Here is a 20,934-nt window from a genome sequence, read left to right on the forward strand (position 1 = left end):
GAACTGGCGCTGGCCGGCCTTGCTGATATCCAGGCCGCCAACCGCTTCATCGCACAGACCTATCTGCCGGCTCACAATGCCGCTTCGCCAGGCCGGCCGCGGTCGAAGAGAGCGCCTTTGTCGCCGCCGACCCGCAACAATTGGCTCAGATCCTGTGCATCGAGGAGGAGCGCGTCGTTGCCCGCGACAACACGATCGCCTTCGCGCGGCTGCGATTGCAGCTGCCGCAGAGCCCGATCCGACATCACTTCGTCAAAGCCACGGTCAAGATCAGGCACTACCCAGATGGCACGCTCGCGGTCTTCCATGGCCCCCGCCGCATTGCTCGATACATGCCTGACGGCGCCGCAATCCAAGAGACCTGCCGCACAGGGCAGGCCGCGTGAACCGCTTCGACGCAAAACTGAAGCGGACAAATGATGTGCTACCAAAACCGGACAACTTGAAAGGCTACCGACAGACATAACGGCACTCTATTCGCTTTGTCGGACAGCGATGCTCTATCCATGCCGCCAGCGCTGCCTTGTAGCCGATCGCCGCGATCGGCCGACTGGCGCCGCAGCGGCGCAAACTGGCGGCGTAGGTTCAACTTCGCGTGTCGCGATTGCGGATAAAGCGCGCAGATCCTATTTATCAGGCCGATACAGACATCTGATAAGCTTCCGGGGAGGTAAGGTCTGGATGTTCCGCTTCGTCTTCCGTCTCGCGGCGCTGGTTGCGCTTTCGGTTTCCGTCATCATGGCGGTGATCGATGCGACACGCTCGGTGGCGGCCTCCGCGCTGGTCATGACCCCGCTCAACACGAGCTGGCTCGCCGTCTCGCCGGATACGCGAAGCGCCTTCGAAAGCTTCGTCCGCGACAAGCTTGGTCCGCTGCTGTGGGACGGCGCCATCGCCTGGGTGCTCAACCAGCCCGGTTTCGCCGTGTTTGCGGTGGTTGCCTTCATTCTGTACTTGATCGGCTACAGGCGGGAGCGGCCGACCGGGCGGTTCGCGTAGACTTGATGATTTGTTGTTGATGACCTTCTGGCGTCCCCAAAACAAAGAGAAAGCCCCAAACAAAGAGAAAGGGAGACCGCACATGTTTCTCAGCGATTTGCTGAACAAGAAACTCAATCTGCCGAAGCCTGCCGAGGCGCTGCCGGGCCGCGCCAAGCCTATCCCGACGGCATCCAAGCACTTTGTCTCGAAGCGGCCGCTCAAGGGGCCGTATCCCGAGGGGCTGGAGACGGCGATGTTCGGGCTGGGCTGCTTCTGGGGCGCCGAACGCCTGTTCTGGCAGGTCGAGGGTGTCTGGGTCACGGCCGTCGGCTATGCCGGCGGCGTCACCCCCAACCCGACTTACCAGGAAACTTGCACCGGCCTTACCGGCCATGCCGAAGTCGTGCTCGTCGTTTACGACCCGAAGATCGTGCCCTATGCACAGCTTCTGAAGCTGTTCTGGGAAAGCCACGACCCGACGCAGGGCATGCGCCAGGGCAACGATGTCGGCACCACCTACCGCTCGGCAATCTACACGTTCGGCGATGCGCAATACCAGGCGGCGATCGCGTCGCGCGACGCCTATGAGGCCTCGCTGAGCGGCGCCGGCCGCGGCAAGATCACCACCGAGATCGCGCCGGCACCCGAATTCTACTTCGCCGAGGAAGACCACCAGCAATATCTGGCGAAGAATCCCTACGGCTATTGCAATCTGCAGGGCACCGGCGTCGCCTGCGCCATCCCGGCTGCCGTCTCCGCTTGAGGCCTTTGGCGAGACGATGATCCGTGGCGCCGGGATGCGGCGCCACGCTTTTCCAAAGGGTCAAAATTCCGCGTGAATTTTGTTTCGGGCCGTGCCAGATTGGCCCGAAGCGGGAGGAAGACACTCCTGTCTGATGTCGCATGCCTGCCGGAGAACCGGGCAGGCAGGCGGTGCATAACGGAAAAAATAACCGACAGGGTGTGGATCACATGAAACGTATCGTTCTCGGCCTCCTGGCCGCAACTGCGATGGTTCTTCCGGCCTTCGCCGCGGACATTCAGCCAGCACTTCTCTACGATCTCGGCGGCAAGTTCGACAAGTCGTTCAACGAAGCGTCCTACAATGGCGCCGAAAAGTTCAAGGCCGAAACCGGCATCGCCTATGTGGAATTCGAGGTCTCAAACGCCACCCAGCGCGAGCAGGCACTGCGCCGTTTCGCCGAGGACGGCCGCAATCCGATCGCCATGGCGGGCTTCTCCTGGGCAGATGCGCTGGAGAAGATCGCCGTCGAGTTTCCCGAGACCAAGTTCGCCATCATCGACATGGTCGTCGACAAGCCCAATGTCCGCTCCGTCGTCTACAAGGAGCAGGAAGGCTCCTACCTCGTCGGGGTGATGGCGGCGATGGCCTCGAAGACCAAAAAGGTCGGCTTCATCGGCGGCATGGACATTCCGCTGATCCGCCGATTCGGCTGCGGTTATGTCGGTGGCGCCAAGGCGGCCGGCGCAACCGATGTCATCCAGAACATGACCGGCGATACGCCGGCAGCCTGGAACGATCCGGCCAAAGGCGGCGAGATCGCCAAGACGCAGATCGACCAGGGCGCCGACGTGATCTACGCAGCGGCAGGCGGCACCGGTGTTGGCGTGCTGCAGGCGGCGGCGGATGCCGGCAAGCTCGGCATCGGCGTCGATTCCAACCAGAACGGCCTGCAGCCCGGCAAGGTGCTGACCTCCATGGTCAAGCGCGTCGACGTCGCCGTCTATAACACCTTCATGGACGCCAAGAACGACAAGTTCACCGGCGGCATCAACGATCTCGGCCTCAAGGAAGGCGGTGTCGATTACGCCATGGACGACAACAACAAGGCGCTTGTCGACGACGCGATGAAGGCGGCGGTCGAAAAGGCCAAGGCCGACATCATCGCCGGTACCGTCAAGGTGCACGATTACATGTCGGACAATTCCTGCCCCTATTGATCGCGAGATTGCCGATCTGATCGAAGCCGCCGGGTGAAAACCCGGCGGCTTTTGCTTATCCGTAAGCTCACCAGTGCGGCGGCTTGGTTACCGGCACGTCGGATGCAGCCTGCTCCTCCAGCGCCAGGAAACGGTTGGCCAGCGCATCGAGCTTGCGCTGCATGCGCTCGATCGCCTTCCACTGCTCGGCGATCTGGTCGGACAGTTCTTCGATGGTCTTCTCCTGCTCGGCGGCGCGGATTTCCAGCGTCGTCAGCCGGTCGGCGGGCATGGTCATCTGAAAAACCTCGGTTTCTTGCTGCGCAACTCTCAAGAGATGCGAATTTCGGGATTCGCCACATTAGAGCGACATGCGTCCAATCGGACGCCCAAACTACCCTCTAACACTTACGATCTTCGCATCGTGCTTTCCGAAAATCGAATCCGGTTTTCGGGCCGGTGCAATAGCGAATGTGAAGGCTGCGGCACCTTCGAAATTGACAAGCGCGCGGGGATTTGTCGAGAGTGAACGTTGCTCCGGCCAATTGGCACAGACGGGGCGTCATGCTAGGCGTTTTGACCAAGCGATAAAAAATAAGAGTGGGAAAGGCTGCATGGCGCAAGCCGCAATCGAGCTGATCGGCATCAACAAGAGTTTTGGCGCCGTGCGCGCCAATCGCGACATCAATCTGGAGATCGTGCGCGGCACCATCCACGGCATTGTCGGCGAGAACGGCGCCGGCAAGTCGACGCTGATGTCGATCCTCTACGGTTTCTACCAGGCCGACAGCGGCGAGATCCGCGTCGGCGGCCAGCCGGCTTCGATCAAGTCGCCAAACGACGCCATCGCGCTCGGCATCGGCATGGTGCACCAGCATTTCATGCTGGTCGACAATTTCACGGTGCTGGAAAACGTCATTCTCGGCGCCGAAAGCGATGCGCTGCTGAAGAAGAGCATCGCCAAGGCGCGGTCCGAACTGGAACGGCTCGAGCGCGAATACGGGCTGGAGGTCGATCCCGATGCGATCATTGAGGAATTGCCGGTCGGCCTGCAGCAGCGTGTCGAAATCCTCAAGGCGCTGTATCGTGGCGCTGAGATCCTGATCCTCGACGAGCCGACAGGCGTGCTCACCCCGGCCGAAGCCGACCATCTGTTCCGCATCCTCAAGCAGCTGAAGGAGCAGGGTAAAACGATAGTGCTGATCACCCACAAGCTGCGCGAGATCATGGCGATCACCGACACGGTCTCGGTCATGCGCCAGGGCACGATGGTGGCGACACGCGAAACCAGGAAGACCACGGTCGAGGAACTGGCCGAGCTGATGGTCGGGCGACGCGTGCTGCTCAGGGTCGAGAAGGGCGAGGCGGAAGCAGGCGGCGTCAAGCTCGCGGTCAAGAACCTGACGGTGAAGGATTCGCGCGGCGTCACCATGGTCGACGATATCTCCTTCGACGTGCGCGCCGGCGAGATCGTCGGCATTGCCGGCGTCGCCGGCAACGGGCAATCCGAAATGCTCGAGGCGATTTCAGGCATCAGGCGCGCCGTCTCGGGCTCCGTCATGCTCGACGGCAAGCCGATCGATCTGACCGGGGCCGCCGATCCCGGCGAGCTGCGCGACCGCGGCCTCGCCCATGTGCCCGAAGATCGTCATCATGTCGGGCTGGTGCTGGCCTTTGAGGAGAACGAGAATTCGATCCTCGGCTATCACGACGATCCCCGCTACCTCTGGGGGCCGTTCCTCAACATCGACGCCATCCGCGACGACGCCAGGGACAAGATCACCAAATACGACATCCGCCCGGCGGACTGCCGCCTCAAGACCGCGAATTTCTCCGGCGGCAACCAGCAGAAGATCGTGCTGGCGCGGGAAATGGAACAGGATCCTGGCGTGCTGATCGTCGGCCAACCGACGCGCGGCGTCGACGTCGGTGCCATCGAATTCATCCACAAGCGGCTCATCGCCATGCGCGACCAGGGCAAGGCGGTGCTGGTGGTGTCGGTCGAGCTCGACGAGATCCGCTCGCTCTCCGACCGCATCCTGGTGATGTTTGCCGGCCGCATCGTCGGCGAGCGCGGCCCGGAGGCGACCGAAGGCGAGCTTGGACTGCTGATGGCCGGCGTCGAGCACCGGGAGGCGGCTGAATGAGTACGCCTTACGCCAAGCTGCCGGCCTGGGCCGATTACGGGCTGATCCCGGTGATCAATCTGTTGGTTGCCTTCGTTGTCGCCGGCTTCGTCGTGCTTCTGGTTGGCGAAAATCCGTTCCGCGCGGCCGCTGTCCTGGTCGAGGGCGCCTTCGGCCGTGGGCAAGGCATAGCGTTCACGCTTTTCTATGCCACCACCTTCATCTTCAGCGGCCTGTCGGTGGCGGTTGCGGCGCATTGCGGCCTGTTCAACATCGGTGGCGAGGGCCAGGGCTATATCGCCGGTCTCGGCATCGGCATTGTTTGCCTGGCCTTCGACAGCGTGCTGCCTTGGTGGCTGACCTTCCCGATCGCCATTATCGCCGCCGCGGCGATGGGCGCGCTGTGGGCGCTGATCCCGGCCTATCTGCAGGCCAAGCGCGGCTCGCACATCGTCATCACCACCATCATGTTCAATTTCATCGCCGCCAGCGTCATGGTCCGTGCGCTGGTCGGGTACTTGAAGCCCCCCGCCTCGATGGCACCGCAGACGCGCACCTTCCTCGAAGGCGCGCAACTGCCGAAGCTCAACTGGGTCATCGAATTGTTCGGCGCCAAAATCCGTTCGGCGCCGTTCAACATCAGCTTCCTGCTGGCGCTGGCCATGGCCTTTCTGGTCTGGGTACTGATCTGGCGCACCAGGCTCGGCTACGAGATGCGCACCTACGGCCACAGCTCAAAAGCGGCGCGCTATGCCGGCATTTCGGAGACCCGCATCATCATCATCGCGATGATGATTTCGGGCGCGCTGGCCGGCATGATGGCGCTCAACCCGACGATGGGCGACCAGCACAATGTCGCGCTCGAATTCGTTTCGGGTGCCGGTTTCGTCGGCATCGCCGTGGCGCTGATGGGGCGCCTGCACCCGGTCGGCATCGTGCTCGCCGCAATATTATTCGGCATGCTCTACCAGGGCGGCGCCGAGCTCGCCTTCGAGATGCCGGCGATCAGCCGCGACATGATTGTCATCATCCAGGGCCTAGTCATCCTGTTCGCCGGCGCGCTCGAACACATGTTCCGGCCCTATGTCCAGGCGCTGTTCGCCTCGCTCAGCCCGAGATCTGTCGGCATGGAAGCGGTCAAGGGGAAGGGTGCCTGAGATGGATTTGTTCAACGCCGTCATCCAGGTTCTGGACTCGACCATCCGCCTGTCGGTGCCGTTGCTGCTCGCCTGCCTCGCCGGCCTCTATTCGGAGCGGGCCGGCATTTTCGACATCGGGCTCGAGGGCAAGATGCTGGTCGGCGCCTTCGCCGGCGCCGCCGCAGCCTCCGTCTTCCATTCCGCCTATCTCGGCCTCGGCATGGCCATCCTCATCTCGGTCGCTTTCGCGCTGGTCCACGGCTTCGCCTCGATCACCCATCGCGGCAATCAGATTGTCTCCGGCGTGGCGATCAACTTCATCGCCGCCGGATCGACGATCATGCTCGGCCAGGCCTGGTTCCAGCAAGGTGGACGTACGCCGGCTCTGTCCTCGGATGAGCGGTTCGGGGCGATCATCTGGCCCGGTGCGGACGCGCTCAGGAGCGTGCCGATCCTAGGCCCGATATATTCGGAACTCATCTCCGGCCATTCCGTCCTGGTCTATGTCGCGTTTCTCGCCGTGCCCTTCACCTGGTGGGTGCTGTTCCGTACCCGCTTCGGCTTGCGCATGCGCGCGGTCGGTGAGAACCCGGCCGCGGTCGACACCGCCGGTATCTCGGTCGCCTGGCTGCGCTACCGGGCGCTGATCTGCACCGGCGTGCTCACCGGTATTGCCGGCGCCTATCTGTCGATGGTGCAGAATGGCGGCTTCGTGAAGGACATGACCGCCGGCAAGGGCTACATCGCACTGGCCGCGCTGATCTTCGCCAAGTGGAAGCCGGTCAACGCCATGTTCGCCTGCCTGTTGTTCGGCTTCCTCGACGCGCTGTCGATCCGCCTGCAGGGCACGCCGCTGCCGCTGATCGGCAAGGTGCCGGTGCAGCTCATGCAGGCGCTGCCGTATATCCTCACCGTCATCCTGCTCGCCGGCTTCATCGGCAAGGCCATCCCGCCGCGCGCCGGCGGCGTGCCCTATGTCAAGGAACGCTAAGCATGATTTCGAACCGCAGGTCCGCGTCAGCGAAAAGTGGACGCCGGTTTTCGGACAAGATCATGCGAGGGAAAAATATGAGCATGATCCCGAAAAGTGGAACCCGGTTTTCGGACAGGATCATGCGAGGGAAAAATATGAGCATGATCCCGAAAAGTGGAAGCCGGTTTTCGGACAAGATCATGCGAGGGAAAAACAATGTCGCATGATCTGTTCGAAGCGGCCAAGGCCGCCATGGCCAAGGCCTATGCGCCCTATTCGAAGTTTCCGGTCGGGGCGGCACTGCGCACCGAGGACGGCCGCGTCTTTGCCGGCGCCAACATCGAGGTCGCATCCTATCCGGAAGGCTGGTGCGCCGAAACCACAGCGCTTGGCCACTACATCATGGGCGGCGGCGGCAGGATCACGGAGATCGCGGTGATCGCCGAGCGCATGGCGAAATGCTCGCCGTGCGGCGGCTGCCGGCAGCGGCTGGCCGAATTCTGCCGGCCGGAAACCAGACTCTATCTCTGCGACAATGGCGGCGTGGTCGAGACCGTGACCATGGGCGAGATGCTGCCCTACGGCTTCCAGGGCGACATGTTGAAATGAAAATGAAGAGCTGGTTGAAATGAAGGAAGCGCTTGATCGTCTCGTCGAGAGGCTGGACGGGCTGGCGCCCGCCACGGCGCTGGTGCTGGGTTCGGGCCTTGGCGGGCTTGTCGACCAGGTCGAGGACGCTGTCCGGATTCCCTATGCCGAATTGCCGGGTTTTCCCAGAAGCGGCGTCACCGGCCATGCCGGCGAGGTGGTGGCGGGACGTTTTGCCGGCACACCAGTGCTGATGCTGTCCGGCCGCGCCCACTACTACGAGCACGGCAACGCGGCTGCGATGCGGCCGGCGCTGGAGGTGCTCGCCGGCCTCGGCATCTCGAAACTGATCCTCACCAATGCCGCCGGCTCGGTCGATCCGGACATGGGGCCGGGCTCGGTGATGCTGATCACCGACCACATCAATTTCTCGGGTTCCAACCCGCTGATCGGCGAGCCAAGCGATCGCCGCTTCGTCGGCTTGACCGAAGCCTATGATGCCGGCCTTCGGGCGGCGATCGAGAAGGCGGCGAAGGCGACGGCTACCGCCTTGCACAAGGGCGTCTATATGTGGTTTTCCGGGCCGTGCTTCGAGACGCCCGCCGAGATCCGCATGGCGCGCATCATGGGTGCCAACGCGGTCGGTATGTCGACCGTGCCGGAGGTTATTCTCGCCCGTTTCCTCGGCCTGCGCGTCGCCGCCTGCTCGGTCATCACCAACCTTGCCGCCGGGATGACCGGGGCGGAGCTTTCGCACCAGGAGACCAAGGACATGGCGCCGGTCGGCGGCGCGCGGCTGGCGACAGTTCTCCAGCGTGTGTTCCAGGATGGGTTGCCGGAGCGTAAGGTCCCGGCCTGATGCTTCCCCAGGAAATCATCCGCAGCAAGCGCGACGGCCACAAGCTGTCGACGCAGGAGATCGCCAGCTTCATCGAGGGCGTGACCGCAGGCACCGTCTCGGACGGGCAGGTCGGGGCGTTCGCCATGGCGGTGTTCTTCAACGGCATGAGCCGCGACGAGGCGGTGGCGCTGACGCTGGCCATGCGCGATTCCGGCGACGTGCTCGATTGGTCGGACCTGCCGGGTCCAGTCACCGACAAACATTCGACAGGCGGCGTCGGCGACAATGTCTCGCTGATGGTGGCGCCGATCGTCGCCGCCTGCGGCGCCTATGTGCCGATGATTTCCGGCCGCGGTCTCGGCCATACCGGCGGCACGCTTGACAAGATGGATGCCATCCCCGGCTATATCAGCCAGCCGGATGTTGCGGGCTTCCGCAAGGCGGTGCTCGAAGCCGGCTGCGCCATCATCGGCCAGACTGCCGATCTCGCGCCTGCCGACCGCAGGCTCTATGCGATCCGCGACGTGACGGGAACCGTCGAATCGGTGCCGCTGATCACCGCCTCGATCCTGTCGAAGAAGCTGGCCGCCGGCCTGCAGTCGCTGGTGCTCGACGTGAAGGTCGGCAATGGCGCCTTCATGGAAAAATCCCGTGACGCAACAACACTGGCGAACAGCCTGGTCGAAGTCGCCAATGGCGCCGGACTGAAGACCTCAGCACTGGTCACCGGCATGAACGAGCCGCTGGCGTCGGCAGCCGGCAACGCGGTCGAGGTGCGCAATGCCGTCGATTTTCTCACCGGCCGCGTCCGCGACCGGCGCCTGGAGGATGTGACGCTGGCATTGGCCGCAGACATGCTGCAGTCAGCCGGGCTGGTGTCGTCCAACCAGGACGGCATGCGGCGCGCCGCCGAGACGCTTGCCGGCGGCGGTGCGGCCGCCGTCTTCGCGCGCATGGTGGCGGCGCTCGGCGGTCCGGCCGACTTCGTCGAGAACCCGGAAAAATACCTGCCGAGGGCGGCGACGGAGTTTGCGGTCAAGGCCGCCGAAAACGGCTTCGTCACCGGCATCGCCACCCGCGACATCGGGCTCGCCGTCGTCGGGCTTGGCGGCGGGCGCATACGACCGGACGACAGCATCGATCATGCGGTCGGCATCACCCGGCTGCTGCCGGTCGGCGCGGAGGTGCGGGCCGGTGAAGCGCTGGCGCTGGTCCATGCCCGCAATGCCGGGGATGCCGAAGCGGCCGCCGCCGCCGTGCTTTCGGCCTATGCGATCGGCGCTTCGAAGCCGCCTGCGGAAAAAACCGTGATCCGGCGGATCCTGCCGCGCGGATGATCACTGGACGAGCAGCAGCGCGCCGTTTTCGACCTGGTATTTTTCAAGCCGCTGGAGAAAACTCAGGCCGATCAAATTGGTGCGCAGCGCCTTGTCGTCGAGCACTACCGCCTGAACGCCGTCGACCGTGATCTTGCCGATCTGCAGCCGATCGACGGTCACCAGGGCAGCCTTGATGGCGCCGTTGGCGGTGTTGACCTGGTGTTTGAAGTCCGACGCGTTCAGCGAAATGCCGATCCTGCGTGCCGTCGAACTGTTGATGGCGACCAGCGTTGCGCCGGTGTCGATCATGCCGTCGACCGTCCGACCGTTGAGCTTGAACGCCGACGTGAAATGCCCGCGCGCGTCGGCGGTGACCACGACCTTGCGGCCGAGCGGCTGCGGCGTCGCCGGTCTGTCGGGAACCGCAGCCAGGTTCAGGTCCGTTTGCGTTTCGACCTCCGGCCTGGCCCCGACCGCCGATTTCAGCAGGCCATCGAACATCTGCGGATTCGACTGATAGAGCATCGGGAACGACGCCGATGTTACGGCGAGCACGCCGAGGATGAGAAGATTGCGCAGCATGGACCGGCCTTCGTGAAGGCCCATGCTTATCGCGACATGGTGTTTGCGGCTTTAACAGATGCGGAAAGCGGCCGTTTGCGTAAACGATCGGTAAACGACGGGCACGGTCATTTGGTCCCGTACAGACGATCGCCGGCGTCGCCGAGACCGGGCATGATGTAGCCCTTCTCGTTAAGCTGGCGGTCGATGGAAGCGGTGAAGACCGGGACATCGGGATGCGCCTTGATGAAGCGTTCCAGGCCCTCTGGCGCCGCCAGCAGGCAGAGGAAGCGGATGTTGGTGGCGCCGCGCCCTTTCAGCTTGTCGATCGCCGCGATCGCCGAATTGGCGGTCGCCAGCATCGGATCGACGACGATCACCAACCGGTCGGCGAGATCGCTCGGCGCCTTGAAGAAATACTCGACGGCTTCCAGTGTTTCATGATCGCGGTAAAGGCCGATATGGGCGACGCGCGCCGCCGGCACCAGGTCGAGCAGGCCTTCGAGCAAGCCGTTGCCGGCGCGCAGCACCGAGGCGAAGACCAGCTTCTTGCCCTCCAGCGTCGGCGCTTCCATCGTCTCGATCGGCGTTTCGATCGTCGTCGTCGTCAGCTCGAGATTGCGGGTGACCTCGTAGCCAAGCAGCAGCGAGATCTCGCGCAGCAGCCGCCGGAAGCCGGCCGTCGAGGTTTCCTTCTTGCGCATGATGGTCAGCTTGTGCTGGACAAGCGGGTGGTCGACAACGGTGACGCCCTTCATGGTGGTCTCCTAGCTGCGCAGGTGAATAGTGGATGGTGAATAGTGAATAGTGAATAGGTTTGCGAGTCCTTGGTTCAGCGGAAAAACTCGCGGTTGTCGGACCGAAGCGCCGGGTAAACCATTCACCATTCACCTGCCCTTGACGTCGAGCCGGCCCAGCAGCATTGCTTTGGTCTTCCTGTCGACGAAGGCGGCCTCGATGGCGGTTCTGGTGACGGCGGCGAGCGCCTTGTCGTTCATCGAAAAATGCTCGGCGGCAATGTCGTATTCGCGCTTCAGCGACGTCCAGAAATAGGGCGGATCATCGGAATTTAGCGTCACCTTGCAGCCAGCCGCCTGCAGTGCCGGAAAAGGGTGATCGGCGAAACTGTCGAAGACCTTCAGCGCGATGTTGGAGCTGGGACAGCATTCGAGCACGACGCCTTCGTCGGCGATGCGACGGACAAGGTCGGTGTTTTCGATGGCGCGCACGCCATGGCCGATGCGGGCGGGGCGGATGTGGTCGAGTGCGGCCTCGACGCTCTCCCAGCCCATCAATTCGCCGGCATGGACGGTGATGCCGAGGCCGGCCTCGCGCGCGATTTCGAAGGCCCTGACATAATCCTCCAGATCGCCCATCCGCTCGTCGCCGGCAACACCGAAGCCGGTGACCAGCGGATGCCCGCAGCGGGCGGCGAAGCGCGCCGCCTGCTCGATCGATTCGACGCCGGCGTTGCGCACGCCGGTGACGATCATGCGGCCCTCAATGCCGGTCTTGGCCTTGGCGCGCGCCATGCCTTCGCCGAGCGCGTCAGTATAGGCCTTGGGCGACAGGCCGGCCTTGCCGGCGTGGTCCGGCGAGGTGAAGATCTCGGAATAGATGGCGCCGTCACGGGCGAGGCTGGTCAGGTAATGATCGGCCAGCCGCGCATAGTCCTCTTCCGTGCGGAACAGGTCGGAGGAGAAGTCATAGGCGGCGAGGAAGGAGGTGAAGTCGTGCCAGACGAAAGAGCCATTCTGAATGTAGGGTGAGGTGTCCTTGCCGTATTTCTGGGCCTGGCGGACGACGAGTTCGGGCGCCGCTGCCCCTTCGATATGGCAGTGCAGTTCCGCTTTCAAAGGCATGCAGTCATCCCGTCAGGTCTGTCCAGCTCGTCGACATAAGTACGATTTCACGACCGAGAAGCGCGGCCGAACACCGCGCCTTAAACAATAGCGTCGGCACCATCGATCGGCTATGGTCCCGCCGGTTTTATGGCGGATCAAAAATAATGTCGGTTGAGAGAACCACGGCCGTTGGCGGCATGGAAACCTCCTATGGTTTCAAGCGTGTAGGGGCAGGCGAGAAGCAGTCCCTGGTCAACGACGTTTTTCACAAGGTCGCGAACCGCTACGATCTGATGAACGACCTGATGTCGGCCGGCCTGCACCGGCTGTGGAAGGACGCCATGGTCACATGGCTCAATCCACCGAAACGACCGGGCTGGAGCGTTCTCGACGTTGCCGGCGGCACCGGCGACATCGCCTTCCGCATCGTCGAGGCGAGCGGCAGGAACGCCCATGCCACCGTTCTCGACATCAATGGCTCGATGCTTGCCGTCGGCCGCGACCGGGCCGAGAAAAAGGGCCTGACGGCAAATACCGATTTCGTCGAAGCCAATGCCGAGGAGCTGCCTTTCACCGACGCCAGTTTCGACGCCTACACGATCGCTTTCGGCATTCGCAACGTGCCGCGCATCGATGTGGCGCTTGCGGAAGCCTATCGCGTGCTGAAGCCCGGCGGGCGCTTCCTCTGCCTCGAATTTTCCGAGGTCGACATGCCGTTGCTCGACAAGGTCTATGAGGCGTGGTCGTTCAACGCCATCCCCAGGATCGGCAAGGCGGTGACCGGCGACGACGAGCCCTATTCCTACTTGGTCGAATCGATCCGCAAATTTCCCAATCAGCAGAATTTTGTGGCGATGATTTCCCGCGCCGGCTTCGAGCGCGCTTCCTTTCGCAATTATTCCGGCGGCATAGCTGCGCTTCATTCGGGCTGGAAGCTTTGAGGCGAGCGCAGTCATGAGCAGTGTCGGCGCTGGTTTCAGGCTCGTGCGGGCCGGCTGGGTGCTGGTCCGCGAAGGCGTCGTCGCGGCGCTGCCGGGCGACGAGCTCTTCGGTCTGCCGAAACTCGGCTGGCGGATGGCGCGGCTGTTGACCCGCCGCCGCGCGCTTGCCTATGAGCGTGGCGACCGGCTGGCCAAGGCCGTCGTCCGGCTCGGCCCATCCTATGTCAAGCTCGGCCAGTTCCTGGCGACCCGGCCCGATGTCGTCGGCAACGACATAGCTCTCGATCTCGCCATGCTGCAGGACAAGATGCAGACCTTTCCGCAGGCCGAGGCCATTGCGGCGATAGAGGCCTCGCTCGGGCGCAAGGTCGGCGAACTCTACGCCAGTTTCGGCGAGGCCGTTGCCGCGGCTTCGATCGCTCAGGTCCATTTCGCGGAAACCCTGGAGAACGGCGTCGGTTCGCGGGTGGCGGTGAAGGTCATCCGGCCGGGCGTGCGGCGCCGCTTCTTTCGCGATCTCGAAAGCTATTTCCTCGCTGCCCGCCTCCAGGAAAAATACATCCCGTCGTCGCGCCGGCTGCGGCCGGTCGAAGTGACCGAGACGCTGGCCCAGACCACCAAGATCGAAATGGATCTGAGGCTCGAGGCGGCAGCGCTTTCGGAGCTCGGAGAGAACACCAAGGATGATCCCGGCTTTCGCGTCCCGACAGTCGATTGGGAACGCACCGGCCGCGATGTGCTGACCATGGAATGGGTCGACGGCATCAAGATGAACGACATTGCCGGCCTCGCTGCCGCCGGCCACGATCTGAAGGCGATCGCCGCCAATCTGGTCCAGTCGTTCCTGCGCCATACGCTGCGTGACGGTTTCTTCCACGCCGACATGCATCCGGGAAACCTGTTCGTCGAGCCCAATGGCACCATCGTCGCTGTCGATCTCGGCATAGCCGGCCGGCTCGGCAAGAAGGAGCGCCGTTTTCTCGCCGAGATCCTCTATGGCTTCATCACCCGTGACTATCTGCGCGTCGCCGAAGTGCATTTCGAGGCCGGCTACGTGCCGCGCCGGCATAATGTCGCTGCGTTCGCCCAGGCGATCCGGGCGATCGGCGAGCCGATCCACGGCCAGCCGGCCGAGACCATCTCGATGGCCAAGCTCTTGGCGCTCCTGTTCGAGGTGACCGACCTCTTCGATATGGCGACGCGGTCCGAGCTGGTGCTGCTGCAGAAGACCATGGTGGTGGTCGAGGGCGTCGCCCGCACCCTCGACCCGGCCTTCAACATGTGGAAGACGTCCGAACCGGTGGTCGGAGGCTGGATATCGGGCAATCTCGGCCCGCGTGCTCTGCTGGCCGACGCACGCGACGGCGCCGGCGCGCTGCTGGCGCTGGCCCGCCAGGCGCCAGACCTCGCCGCCCGCACCGAGCGGCTATCGCGCGAGATCGACCTGATGGCCGAGCACGGGCTGCGCTTCGATGACAGGACGGCACACGCGATCGGCAAGGCCGAGGCGCGCCATACGCGCTCAGGCAGGCTGGCGCTGTGGGTGATCGCGCTGACGCTGATATATATCGCCTGGAAGCTGCTCTGACTGCAAGCAGTGACAGCAGTGCTGTCATTGCAGTCATGCTCCGGTGTCGCTATATTAGGTCGCGGGAGCGCGATCATGGCACGGATTACTGTCCGCAATGTGGATGAGAGTGTCATGCGGCGACTGCGTGAGCGTGGCGCCGCGCGTGGCGTTTCCATGGAGCAGGAGGCGCGGGACGTGCTCGCCGCATCCGTTGGGCTTCCGACCACCAAAGGTTTCGACTCGTCGGGCATTGCAGCCGAGGACGAAGCCAAGTTCAGACCGACGACACGGGGGCAAGGGTAGTTATGGGCACCCTGACCATTCGCAATCTCGACGACGATCTGAAGCAAAAGCTGCGCGAGCGGGCTGCCAGACATGGCGTGTCAATGGAGCAGGAGGCAAGAAATCTGTTGCTGAAGGATGTGGCAGCCGCCAAAAAACGCGATGGGGATGTCGTTACGGCGGAGGAAATCCTCGAATACGGCCGACGACTGCAACGAGCAGATTTTGATCAGAAGAAATTCACGGATGACCTCTGGTCCTTCATAGAGGAAGAATGACCGTGGTGGTCGACACCTCAGCGATCGTGGCCATCCTGAAGCAGGAGCCCGATGCTCCGGCAATCGCCCAGCGCCTCGCCGGAAATCAGCGGATATTGATGAGCGCCGCGACTCTGATGGAATGCGGCACAGTAATTGTCCGACGCTATGGCGCGGCCGGCACGGCCGAGTTGACGGGTCTTCTTGCTAGGCTCAAAGTCACGATCGTCGCGCTCTCCGCCGAACATGCGCAAGCCGGAATTGAAGCCTATGCACTGTATGGCCGAGGTACTGGCCATCGTGCCAATCTCAACATGGGCGACTGCTTCGCCTACGCTCTGGCCAAGACCCGAAACCTGCCGCTGCTTTTCAAGGGCGACGATTTCATCCATACCGATATCGAACCGGCGCTGAAGCCGGCATGACATCGGACAAGAACTGGTCTTGGGCATGACCCTCTCCGGCAAGCGCATCCTGCTGATCATCGGCGGTGGTATCGCCGCCTATAAGGCGCTCGACCTGATCCGCCGGCTGCGCGAGCGGGGCGCTGCCGTGCGTGTCGTCATGACTGCTGCGGCGCAGGAGTTCGTGACCACGCTATCGGTTGGAGCGCTGTCGGCCGACCACGTCTTCACCGATTTGTTCGATCGCAATGACGAGCACGATGTCGGCCATATCCGCCTGTCGCGCGAGGCCGACCTTGTGGTCGTGGCGCCGGCCACCGCCGATCTGATGGCGAAGCTTGCCAACGGCCATGCCAACGACCTTGCCTCCACTGTGCTTCTCGCCACCGACAGGCAGGTTTTGATGGCACCGGCCATGAACCCAAAAATGTGGTCGCATCCGGCGACCCGGCGCAACCGCGCGACGTTGCACAAGGACGGCATCGCATTCATCGGCCCGGCGAAGGGCGAGATGGCCGAGAGCAACGAGGCGGGCGAAGGCCGCATGGCCGAGCCGCTGGAAATCGTCGCCGCTATCGAGGCGCTGCTCGATATCAGGCCGAAGCCGCTGGCAGGCAGAAAGATCATCGTCACCTCTGGGCCGACGCATGAGCCGATCGACCCGGTGCGCTACATCGCCAACCGTTCTTCCGGCAAGCAGGGCCATGCCATCGCGGCGGCGCTGGCAAGGCTGGGCGCCGATGTGCGCCTCGTCTCCGGTCCGGTTGGCATTGCCGATCCGGCTGAGGTCACCACACTGCATGTCGAAACCGCGAACGAGATGAAGGACGCGGTCGAACAGCTTCTGCCGGCGGACGCGGCCGTATTCGTCGCTGCGGTTGCCGACTGGCGCAGCGAGACTTCGGCCGGCGAGAAGATCAAAAAGGTGGCGGGCGAGGGGCCGCCGGCGCTGCAGATGGTCGAAAATCCTGACATTCTTGCCGGTGTCGGTCATCACCGGAAGCGGCCCGGCCTGGTCGTCGGCTTCGCCGCCGAGACGCAGGATCTCGTCAGGAACGCCGAGGCCAAGCTCAGGAAAAAGGGCGCCGATTTCATCGTCGCCAACGACGTGTCCCACGAAGGTGGGGTGATGGGCGGCGACCGTAACAAGGTGCGGATCGTCTCGAAGGCGGGTGTCGACGAATGGCCCGAGATGAGCAAGGACGAGGTGGCGACGCGGCTTGCAACACTGATCGCCGAGCGGCTTAAGACGGTTGTCGTCTAGTCAATCTCCCCCCTTGTGGGGGAGATGGCCGGCAGGCCAGAGGGGGCGCTGTCCCGCCGACGTTTCGAAAGATCGTGTCCGCAGCGGCGCTCGAAAAAAACAGGATCCCAGGGAGCTGCTCGTAAGGGGTAGGTTAAGCCCACGTTTGGCGATCCTTCGCGCCCCCCTCTGCCCTGCCGGGCATCTCCCCCACAAGGGGGGAGATCGGCAGCTTTGCCGGCCGGCCTGGCGGCCCGGAGATCCTCAGGGCTGCAAGGCATCCCAGAATCCCGAGCGGCACGAAAGCGAGGAACAGCCAGGTGGCGACATTTGCCGCCGCCTCACGGTTGAGGCCTTCGGAAAAACCGCTGGCGTTGGCGACGATGCCGGTCAGCGCGGCACCGACCGCATAGCCGATGCGCTGCATCGTCGGCACGGCGGCGGAGGCGATCGTTTGTTCGCCGTCCCTGGCCGATGCCACGATCACGCGTGTAATGAAGGCCCAGGCAATGCCGAAGCCGCCGCCCTGCAGCAAAGCGCAAAACAGGATCAGCGGAATGGAACCTGCCGGCACGGCGTAGGCGAAACCGGCGATGCCGGCCGCGATCATCAGTGCGCCGCCGGTGATGATCAGCCTCTCGCGTTCCGGCGGCGCATTGGCGACGAGGATCGACAGGATCGACCAGGCGATCGATTCGGCGGCGATGATATAGCCGGTGGTCAGGATCGGAACGCCGTGCAGGCTGGTCAGAAGCAGCGGACCGTAGACGGCGAAGGAACAGGTGGCCACCGAAAAGGCGGCGACCATGGTCATGCCTGCGCCGACCGGCGAACGCCATGAGAACAGCCGCGACGGGAACAGCCGCGAGCCCGGCTTCAGCGCGTCGATGCGGATGAACAGCGCAAGCCCGATCAGGCCGAGCGTAAGCAGCAGGGACGAGCGCAGCAGGGCAATGTCGACACCGGCCGTGGCGATCAAGACGACGCTGACGGCCAGGCAGCCGAGCGCGGCAAAGGGGAACGGCGGCGCCGTTCCAGTGATCGCCCGGGGCCGGGTTGCCTCGGGCGTGTCGAGCACGATGAAGCTCGCCAGCGCCATGGCCGTGCCGCCGACCGTGAAGATACCGAAAGCCCAACGCCAGGAGAGCAACTCGGTCATCAACGCACTCAGCACCGGCCCGCTGAAAGCGGCGACGCCCCAGATCGCCGACATGACGCCGAAAAGCTGCGGCCAGATGGCGCGTGGAAACAGCCGCTCGACCGAGACGAAGGCCAGCGACACCAGCGCGCCGCCGCCAAACCCTTCGATCAGGCGCCCGGTCAGGAACAGCGGCATGGAGGGCGCGATGGCGCAGACCAGGGCGCCGGCCGCATAGAGCAGGGCGGCGACCACCATATTGGTGCGCAGCGCGACATAGCTCACCAGCCGTCCGGCGGCAGCGCCGGCGACGATTGCGCCGAGCTCGTAGATCGCTAGCGACCAGCCGACCAGTTGAACGCCGGCGAGTTCGCCGACCATGGCCGGCATCACCGTTGCCACCATGGTTTCGTTGGTGGCGTGCAGCAGGATGCCGAGGCTGATGAAGCAGAAGCGCGCCAGATCGCCGCTCGCCCACAGCGCGCGCCAATTGACCCTGTTTGTGCTGGTTTCGGTCACCCCGCCCTCCAGAACTTTCTTATACGCCGATTAAAAAAATGGTGGAGCGCTCTTCGTCTCCAAATGGGCACGCGGCGCTTCGGGGACGGGTTGTAAAACCTCAACCGCAGTTGAGCTCAAGCGGTTTTTTTGCGGGTGCGCTGAGATGCTGATGAACGCGGGAACTCAGGGTAATCGAAGATTGGCGATCATGGCGTCAGCGATGATCATCCTTTGGCATGCCGGTTTTCCAAAAATCATGCGGCGCGTAACAGTCCTATCCTGTCCCGCGCCGCATGCAGAGCTACGCTATGCCGCTTATTTGAACGAGTGGATCAGCTCCAGTGAGGTGACGGCGACTGCCAGGTTGACGCCGGTCTGCGCCTGTACGTTGAGAGGCTGGAGCGAGAAGGCGCTGTTCAGTCCGCCGACCAGAAGGTTGGCGCCGCCGCCGGTCACCAGGCTGGCCTCGGCATTGACGCCATAATAGCTGCCGGCAAGATCGCCGGAATCACGATCGCGGGTGGCCGCCAGAACCGCCCATATCAATTCGCCCTGGTGCGTCCTGCCGACGTCGACGCCGAGCTTGGAAATGACCCCGGTATAGGCTTCGGGGGGACCGCCATGATGGGGGCGAAAGGTGCAGGCCACGCCCTTGTTGGATGTGACGATATAGCCGGTGCCGCCGTCGATGGTGCAGTCAAGTACGCCGAGCTCCAGCCTGCCCGCGCTGGCAGGGGCAGCGAGCACCGTGGCGGCGAGGGCGGCGGCACAGGCGAGTTTCTTGATCATGGGAGGGGTCCTTTTCGCGAATTGCCTTGAACAACGGCTGAACATCCCGAGCGTTCCGCCGAAAACCTGGCGCGATCAAGGCGAGCGTCAATGCACAGTCATTGAGGGTTTCGAAGGCATGCCAAACGGCAGGCCTGCCATAACAGGCCCAACGCCGCCGTCGGTCAGCCGGTGCTGGTGCGCGCCAGGCCGTCCTTGGCCGGCTGGTAGGTGGGGCTGAGGCGCACGGCCTCGCGGTAGGATTTTGCCGCCTTGGCCTTGTCGCCGCGCCGCTCGTAGATCAGCGCCTGGTTGGACCAGGCCTCGGCATTCTTGCCATCAAGCTTGATCGCCATGTTGATGTCGGCGAAGGCATTGTCCTCATCGTTCATGGCGAGATAGGAGAGGCCGCGGCCATTGTAGGGTTCGGCGGCGTCCGGCGCCAGCGAGATGGCGGTCGAGAAATCCTCGATGGCGAAAGCGTGCTGGCTCTGGCTCTGATAGATCAGGCCGCGATTGTGATAGGCGCGCGCATCTGTCGTGTCGAGCTGGATCGCCTTCTGGAAATCGTTGAACGCTTCCTGGATGCGGCCGGCTTTGCGGTAGAGATTGCCGCGGCCGATATAGGCGGCGTCATAGTCGGGATTGATCTGGATCGAGCGGTTGTAGTCGGCAAGCGCGGCCGCCTGGTCGCCGAGGAAGCGCTGGATGAGAGCGCGGTTCGAATAGGCCTGGTAGAAATTCGGATTGAGCTGGATGGCGGTGTCGAAGTCCTTGAGCGCCGCCTGATACTGGCCGCCGCGGCCATAGGCGGAGCCGCGCACATTGTAGCCTTCGGGATCCTGGGGACTGCGCTGGATAACGGCCGACAGCGAGGAGATGTTCTCGGCCGACCCTTGTGCCTTGTCGATGTTGGTGAATTCGCCGGTCGGGGCTGTCTGGCAGCCGGCGAGCGCCAAGCCGGAAAGCAGGGCTGCCGTCAGGGCGAAGCCGCGCATTGCGGTTCTGCGCTTCACGCTTGTTGCATTCATGTCTGCTCTGTCCTCACTGCCCGCCGCGCCGTCAGGTCTGTTCCCTCTCCGAACCGGCCCTCTCCGAACTGGTCGAATTCAACAAAAAGGTGGCGGCGATTACGCATCGCGCCACCCTGGGTATCCTTCGAAAAGGACGAAAAATTGGCGTCAGAACCGCGGCGGACGCGGAGCACCTGCACCAGCAGCACCAGCCGCCACCGGGCGCGGCGTCATCGGCAGCAGACCCTCGCGCTGAGCGCGCTTACGGGCCAGCTTGCGGGCGCGGCGAACGGCTTCCGCCTTTTCGCGGGCGCGCTTCTCGGACGGCTTCTCATAATGTCCGCGCATCTTCATTTCGCGGAAGATGCCTTCGCGCTGCATCTTTTTCTTGAGCGCGCGAAGCGCCTGATCAACATTGTTGTCGCGGACGAGTACCTGCACGGGCAATCCTGTCTTTCGGGTTTGTTAACAACAGGCAAGTGGCCATAGTCGCTTGCCTCCGCG

General features: G+C 63.5%; 24 protein-coding genes. 15 read left to right on the plus strand and 9 right to left on the minus strand.

Translation table 11 applies throughout. From position 1 onward, the window contains the following. Positions 1–71: 71 nt before the first annotated feature. Entirely contained in the window at positions 72–308 is a 237-nt protein-coding gene (locus CIT26_RS36460; RefSeq protein WP_167391326.1) for a hypothetical protein, read from the minus strand. Positions 309–681: 373 nt separating this feature from the next. On the opposite strand from CIT26_RS36460, the gene CIT26_RS08200 reads away from it, so the two are divergent. From CIT26_RS08200 to CIT26_RS08210, 3 genes are all read left to right on the plus strand, one after another. Further along, the gene (locus tag CIT26_RS08200; protein ID WP_095492121.1) at positions 682–999 is read left to right on the plus strand and encodes a hypothetical protein; all 318 of its coding nucleotides are present in this window, start codon (positions 682–684) and stop codon (positions 997–999) included. Between the two features lie 82 nt (positions 1,000–1,081). Next, a complete protein-coding gene (gene msrA / locus CIT26_RS08205; RefSeq protein WP_095492122.1) occupies positions 1,082–1,744 on the plus strand; it encodes a peptide-methionine (S)-S-oxide reductase MsrA in 663 nt (220 codons plus the stop codon). Between the two features lie 209 nt (positions 1,745–1,953). Next, positions 1,954–2,943: a BMP family lipoprotein gene (locus CIT26_RS08210; protein ID WP_095492123.1), complete on the plus strand. Its 990-nt coding sequence runs from the start codon at positions 1,954–1,956 to the stop codon at positions 2,941–2,943. A gap of 67 nt (positions 2,944–3,010) precedes the next feature. Here the strand turns inward: CIT26_RS08210 and CIT26_RS08215 are convergent, their stop codons facing one another. Then, on the minus strand, positions 3,011–3,220 hold the full coding sequence (locus tag CIT26_RS08215) for a SlyX family protein (protein ID WP_095492157.1): 210 nt from the start codon (positions 3,218–3,220) through the stop codon (positions 3,011–3,013). A gap of 316 nt (positions 3,221–3,536) precedes the next feature. On the opposite strand from CIT26_RS08215, the gene CIT26_RS08220 reads away from it, so the two are divergent. The 6 genes from CIT26_RS08220 (at position 3,537) to deoA (ending at position 9,926) form a co-directional block, all read left to right on the plus strand. Continuing rightward, entirely contained in the window at positions 3,537–5,069 is a 1,533-nt protein-coding gene (locus CIT26_RS08220; protein WP_095492124.1) for an ABC transporter ATP-binding protein, read from the plus strand. Then, positions 5,066–6,205: an ABC transporter permease gene (locus CIT26_RS08225; protein WP_095492125.1), complete on the plus strand. Its 1,140-nt coding sequence runs from the start codon at positions 5,066–5,068 to the stop codon at positions 6,203–6,205. Before CIT26_RS08220 ends, CIT26_RS08225 begins: the two co-directional genes overlap by 4 nt. A 1-nt stretch (position 6,206) precedes the next feature. Beyond that, positions 6,207–7,178, plus strand: a complete 972-nt coding sequence (locus CIT26_RS08230) for an ABC transporter permease (protein WP_095492126.1) — start codon at positions 6,207–6,209, stop codon at positions 7,176–7,178. Positions 7,179–7,376: 198 nt separating this feature from the next. Then, entirely contained in the window at positions 7,377–7,769 is a 393-nt protein-coding gene (cdd, locus tag CIT26_RS08240; RefSeq protein WP_095492128.1) for a cytidine deaminase, read from the plus strand. Between the two features lie 19 nt (positions 7,770–7,788). Continuing rightward, on the plus strand, positions 7,789–8,607 hold the full coding sequence (locus CIT26_RS08245) for a purine-nucleoside phosphorylase (protein WP_095492129.1): 819 nt from the start codon (positions 7,789–7,791) through the stop codon (positions 8,605–8,607). Continuing rightward, entirely contained in the window at positions 8,607–9,926 is a 1,320-nt protein-coding gene (gene deoA, locus CIT26_RS08250) for a thymidine phosphorylase (RefSeq protein ID WP_095492130.1), read from the plus strand. The genes CIT26_RS08245 and deoA overlap by 1 nt, the downstream gene beginning before the upstream one ends. Here deoA and CIT26_RS08255 read toward each other — a convergent pair whose 3' ends face one another. The 3 genes from CIT26_RS08255 to CIT26_RS08265 all read right to left on the minus strand — a co-directional run bounded on the left by CIT26_RS08255 (position 9,927) and on the right by CIT26_RS08265 (position 12,331). Further along, positions 9,927–10,490 carry a TIGR02281 family clan AA aspartic protease gene (locus CIT26_RS08255; protein ID WP_095492158.1) on the minus strand — a complete coding sequence of 188 codons (564 nt, stop codon included), beginning with the start codon at positions 10,488–10,490 and terminating at the stop codon, positions 9,927–9,929. A gap of 107 nt (positions 10,491–10,597) precedes the next feature. Further along, positions 10,598–11,227 carry a uracil phosphoribosyltransferase gene (upp, locus tag CIT26_RS08260; protein WP_095492131.1) on the minus strand — a complete coding sequence of 210 codons (630 nt, stop codon included), beginning with the start codon at positions 11,225–11,227 and terminating at the stop codon, positions 10,598–10,600. A 129-nt stretch (positions 11,228–11,356) separates the two neighbouring features. Further along, positions 11,357–12,331 (minus strand): adenosine deaminase, encoded by a 975-nt coding sequence (locus CIT26_RS08265; protein WP_095492132.1) that lies wholly within the window; start codon positions 12,329–12,331, stop codon positions 11,357–11,359. 146 nt (positions 12,332–12,477) lie between these two features. Here CIT26_RS08265 and ubiE point away from each other — a divergent pair, with 146 nt between their 5' ends. The 6 genes from ubiE (at position 12,478) to coaBC (ending at position 17,031) form a co-directional block, all read left to right on the plus strand. Continuing rightward, complete coding sequence (ubiE, locus tag CIT26_RS08270) at positions 12,478–13,254, plus strand: bifunctional demethylmenaquinone methyltransferase/2-methoxy-6-polyprenyl-1,4-benzoquinol methylase UbiE (protein WP_095492133.1); 777 nt, start codon at positions 12,478–12,480, stop codon at positions 13,252–13,254. A gap of 13 nt (positions 13,255–13,267) precedes the next feature. Then, positions 13,268–14,842 (plus strand): 2-polyprenylphenol 6-hydroxylase, encoded by a 1,575-nt coding sequence (gene ubiB, locus CIT26_RS08275; RefSeq protein WP_095492134.1) that lies wholly within the window; start codon positions 13,268–13,270, stop codon positions 14,840–14,842. 75 nt (positions 14,843–14,917) lie between these two features. Beyond that, positions 14,918–15,127, plus strand: a complete 210-nt coding sequence (locus CIT26_RS08280) for a FitA-like ribbon-helix-helix domain-containing protein (RefSeq protein ID WP_023797509.1) — start codon at positions 14,918–14,920, stop codon at positions 15,125–15,127. A 2-nt stretch (positions 15,128–15,129) separates the two neighbouring features. Further along, positions 15,130–15,384, plus strand: a complete 255-nt coding sequence (locus tag CIT26_RS08285) for a FitA-like ribbon-helix-helix domain-containing protein (RefSeq protein ID WP_095492135.1) — start codon at positions 15,130–15,132, stop codon at positions 15,382–15,384. Continuing rightward, the gene (locus tag CIT26_RS08290; protein WP_031254220.1) at positions 15,381–15,788 is read left to right on the plus strand and encodes a type II toxin-antitoxin system VapC family toxin; all 408 of its coding nucleotides are present in this window, start codon (positions 15,381–15,383) and stop codon (positions 15,786–15,788) included. The genes CIT26_RS08285 and CIT26_RS08290 overlap by 4 nt, the downstream gene beginning before the upstream one ends. 25 nt (positions 15,789–15,813) lie before the next feature. Next, entirely contained in the window at positions 15,814–17,031 is a 1,218-nt protein-coding gene (gene coaBC / locus CIT26_RS08295) for a bifunctional phosphopantothenoylcysteine decarboxylase/phosphopantothenate--cysteine ligase CoaBC (RefSeq protein ID WP_095492136.1), read from the plus strand. Positions 17,032–17,164: 133 nt separating this feature from the next. Here coaBC and CIT26_RS08300 read toward each other — a convergent pair whose 3' ends face one another. The 4 genes from CIT26_RS08300 to rpsU all read right to left on the minus strand — a co-directional run bounded on the left by CIT26_RS08300 (position 17,165) and on the right by rpsU (position 20,871). Then, a complete protein-coding gene (locus tag CIT26_RS08300; RefSeq protein WP_245319250.1) occupies positions 17,165–18,667 on the minus strand; it encodes an MFS transporter in 1,503 nt (500 codons plus the stop codon). A gap of 297 nt (positions 18,668–18,964) precedes the next feature. Next, positions 18,965–19,438 (minus strand): DUF992 domain-containing protein, encoded by a 474-nt coding sequence (locus tag CIT26_RS08305; RefSeq protein WP_095492137.1) that lies wholly within the window; start codon positions 19,436–19,438, stop codon positions 18,965–18,967. Positions 19,439–19,602: 164 nt separating this feature from the next. Next, positions 19,603–20,448, minus strand: a complete 846-nt coding sequence (locus CIT26_RS08310; RefSeq protein ID WP_095492138.1) for a tetratricopeptide repeat protein — start codon at positions 20,446–20,448, stop codon at positions 19,603–19,605. A gap of 150 nt (positions 20,449–20,598) precedes the next feature. Continuing rightward, positions 20,599–20,871 (minus strand): 30S ribosomal protein S21, encoded by a 273-nt coding sequence (gene rpsU / locus CIT26_RS08315; protein ID WP_023675331.1) that lies wholly within the window; start codon positions 20,869–20,871, stop codon positions 20,599–20,601. Positions 20,872–20,934 lie beyond the last annotated feature (63 nt).

This window comes from Mesorhizobium temperatum (assembly GCF_002284575.1).
Lineage (GTDB): Bacteria > Pseudomonadota > Alphaproteobacteria > Rhizobiales > Rhizobiaceae > Mesorhizobium > Mesorhizobium temperatum.

Coding starts and splice junctions, on each gene's coding strand:
- CIT26_RS36460 (WP_167391326.1), bottom strand. CDS start 308: ATGGAAGACCGCGAGCGTGCCATCTGGGTAGTGCCTGATCTTGACCGT.
- CIT26_RS08200 (WP_095492121.1), top strand. CDS start 682: ATGTTCCGCTTCGTCTTCCGTCTCGCGGCGCTGGTTGCGCTTTCGGTT.
- msrA (WP_095492122.1), top strand. CDS start 1,082: ATGTTTCTCAGCGATTTGCTGAACAAGAAACTCAATCTGCCGAAGCCT.
- CIT26_RS08210 (WP_095492123.1), top strand. CDS start 1,954: ATGAAACGTATCGTTCTCGGCCTCCTGGCCGCAACTGCGATGGTTCTT.
- CIT26_RS08215 (WP_095492157.1), bottom strand. CDS start 3,220: ATGACCATGCCCGCCGACCGGCTGACGACGCTGGAAATCCGCGCCGCC.
- CIT26_RS08220 (WP_095492124.1), top strand. CDS start 3,537: ATGGCGCAAGCCGCAATCGAGCTGATCGGCATCAACAAGAGTTTTGGC.
- CIT26_RS08225 (WP_095492125.1), top strand. CDS start 5,066: ATGAGTACGCCTTACGCCAAGCTGCCGGCCTGGGCCGATTACGGGCTG.
- CIT26_RS08230 (WP_095492126.1), top strand. CDS start 6,207: ATGGATTTGTTCAACGCCGTCATCCAGGTTCTGGACTCGACCATCCGC.
- cdd (WP_095492128.1), top strand. CDS start 7,377: ATGTCGCATGATCTGTTCGAAGCGGCCAAGGCCGCCATGGCCAAGGCC.
- CIT26_RS08245 (WP_095492129.1), top strand. CDS start 7,789: ATGAAGGAAGCGCTTGATCGTCTCGTCGAGAGGCTGGACGGGCTGGCG.
- deoA (WP_095492130.1), top strand. CDS start 8,607: ATGCTTCCCCAGGAAATCATCCGCAGCAAGCGCGACGGCCACAAGCTG.
- CIT26_RS08255 (WP_095492158.1), bottom strand. CDS start 10,490: ATGCTGCGCAATCTTCTCATCCTCGGCGTGCTCGCCGTAACATCGGCG.
- upp (WP_095492131.1), bottom strand. CDS start 11,227: ATGAAGGGCGTCACCGTTGTCGACCACCCGCTTGTCCAGCACAAGCTG.
- CIT26_RS08265 (WP_095492132.1), bottom strand. CDS start 12,331: ATGCCTTTGAAAGCGGAACTGCACTGCCATATCGAAGGGGCAGCGGCG.
- ubiE (WP_095492133.1), top strand. CDS start 12,478: ATGTCGGTTGAGAGAACCACGGCCGTTGGCGGCATGGAAACCTCCTAT.
- ubiB (WP_095492134.1), top strand. CDS start 13,268: ATGAGCAGTGTCGGCGCTGGTTTCAGGCTCGTGCGGGCCGGCTGGGTG.
- CIT26_RS08280 (WP_023797509.1), top strand. CDS start 14,918: ATGGCACGGATTACTGTCCGCAATGTGGATGAGAGTGTCATGCGGCGA.
- CIT26_RS08285 (WP_095492135.1), top strand. CDS start 15,130: ATGGGCACCCTGACCATTCGCAATCTCGACGACGATCTGAAGCAAAAG.
- CIT26_RS08290 (WP_031254220.1), top strand. CDS start 15,381: ATGACCGTGGTGGTCGACACCTCAGCGATCGTGGCCATCCTGAAGCAG.
- coaBC (WP_095492136.1), top strand. CDS start 15,814: ATGACCCTCTCCGGCAAGCGCATCCTGCTGATCATCGGCGGTGGTATC.
- CIT26_RS08305 (WP_095492137.1), bottom strand. CDS start 19,438: ATGATCAAGAAACTCGCCTGTGCCGCCGCCCTCGCCGCCACGGTGCTC.
- CIT26_RS08310 (WP_095492138.1), bottom strand. CDS start 20,448: ATGAATGCAACAAGCGTGAAGCGCAGAACCGCAATGCGCGGCTTCGCC.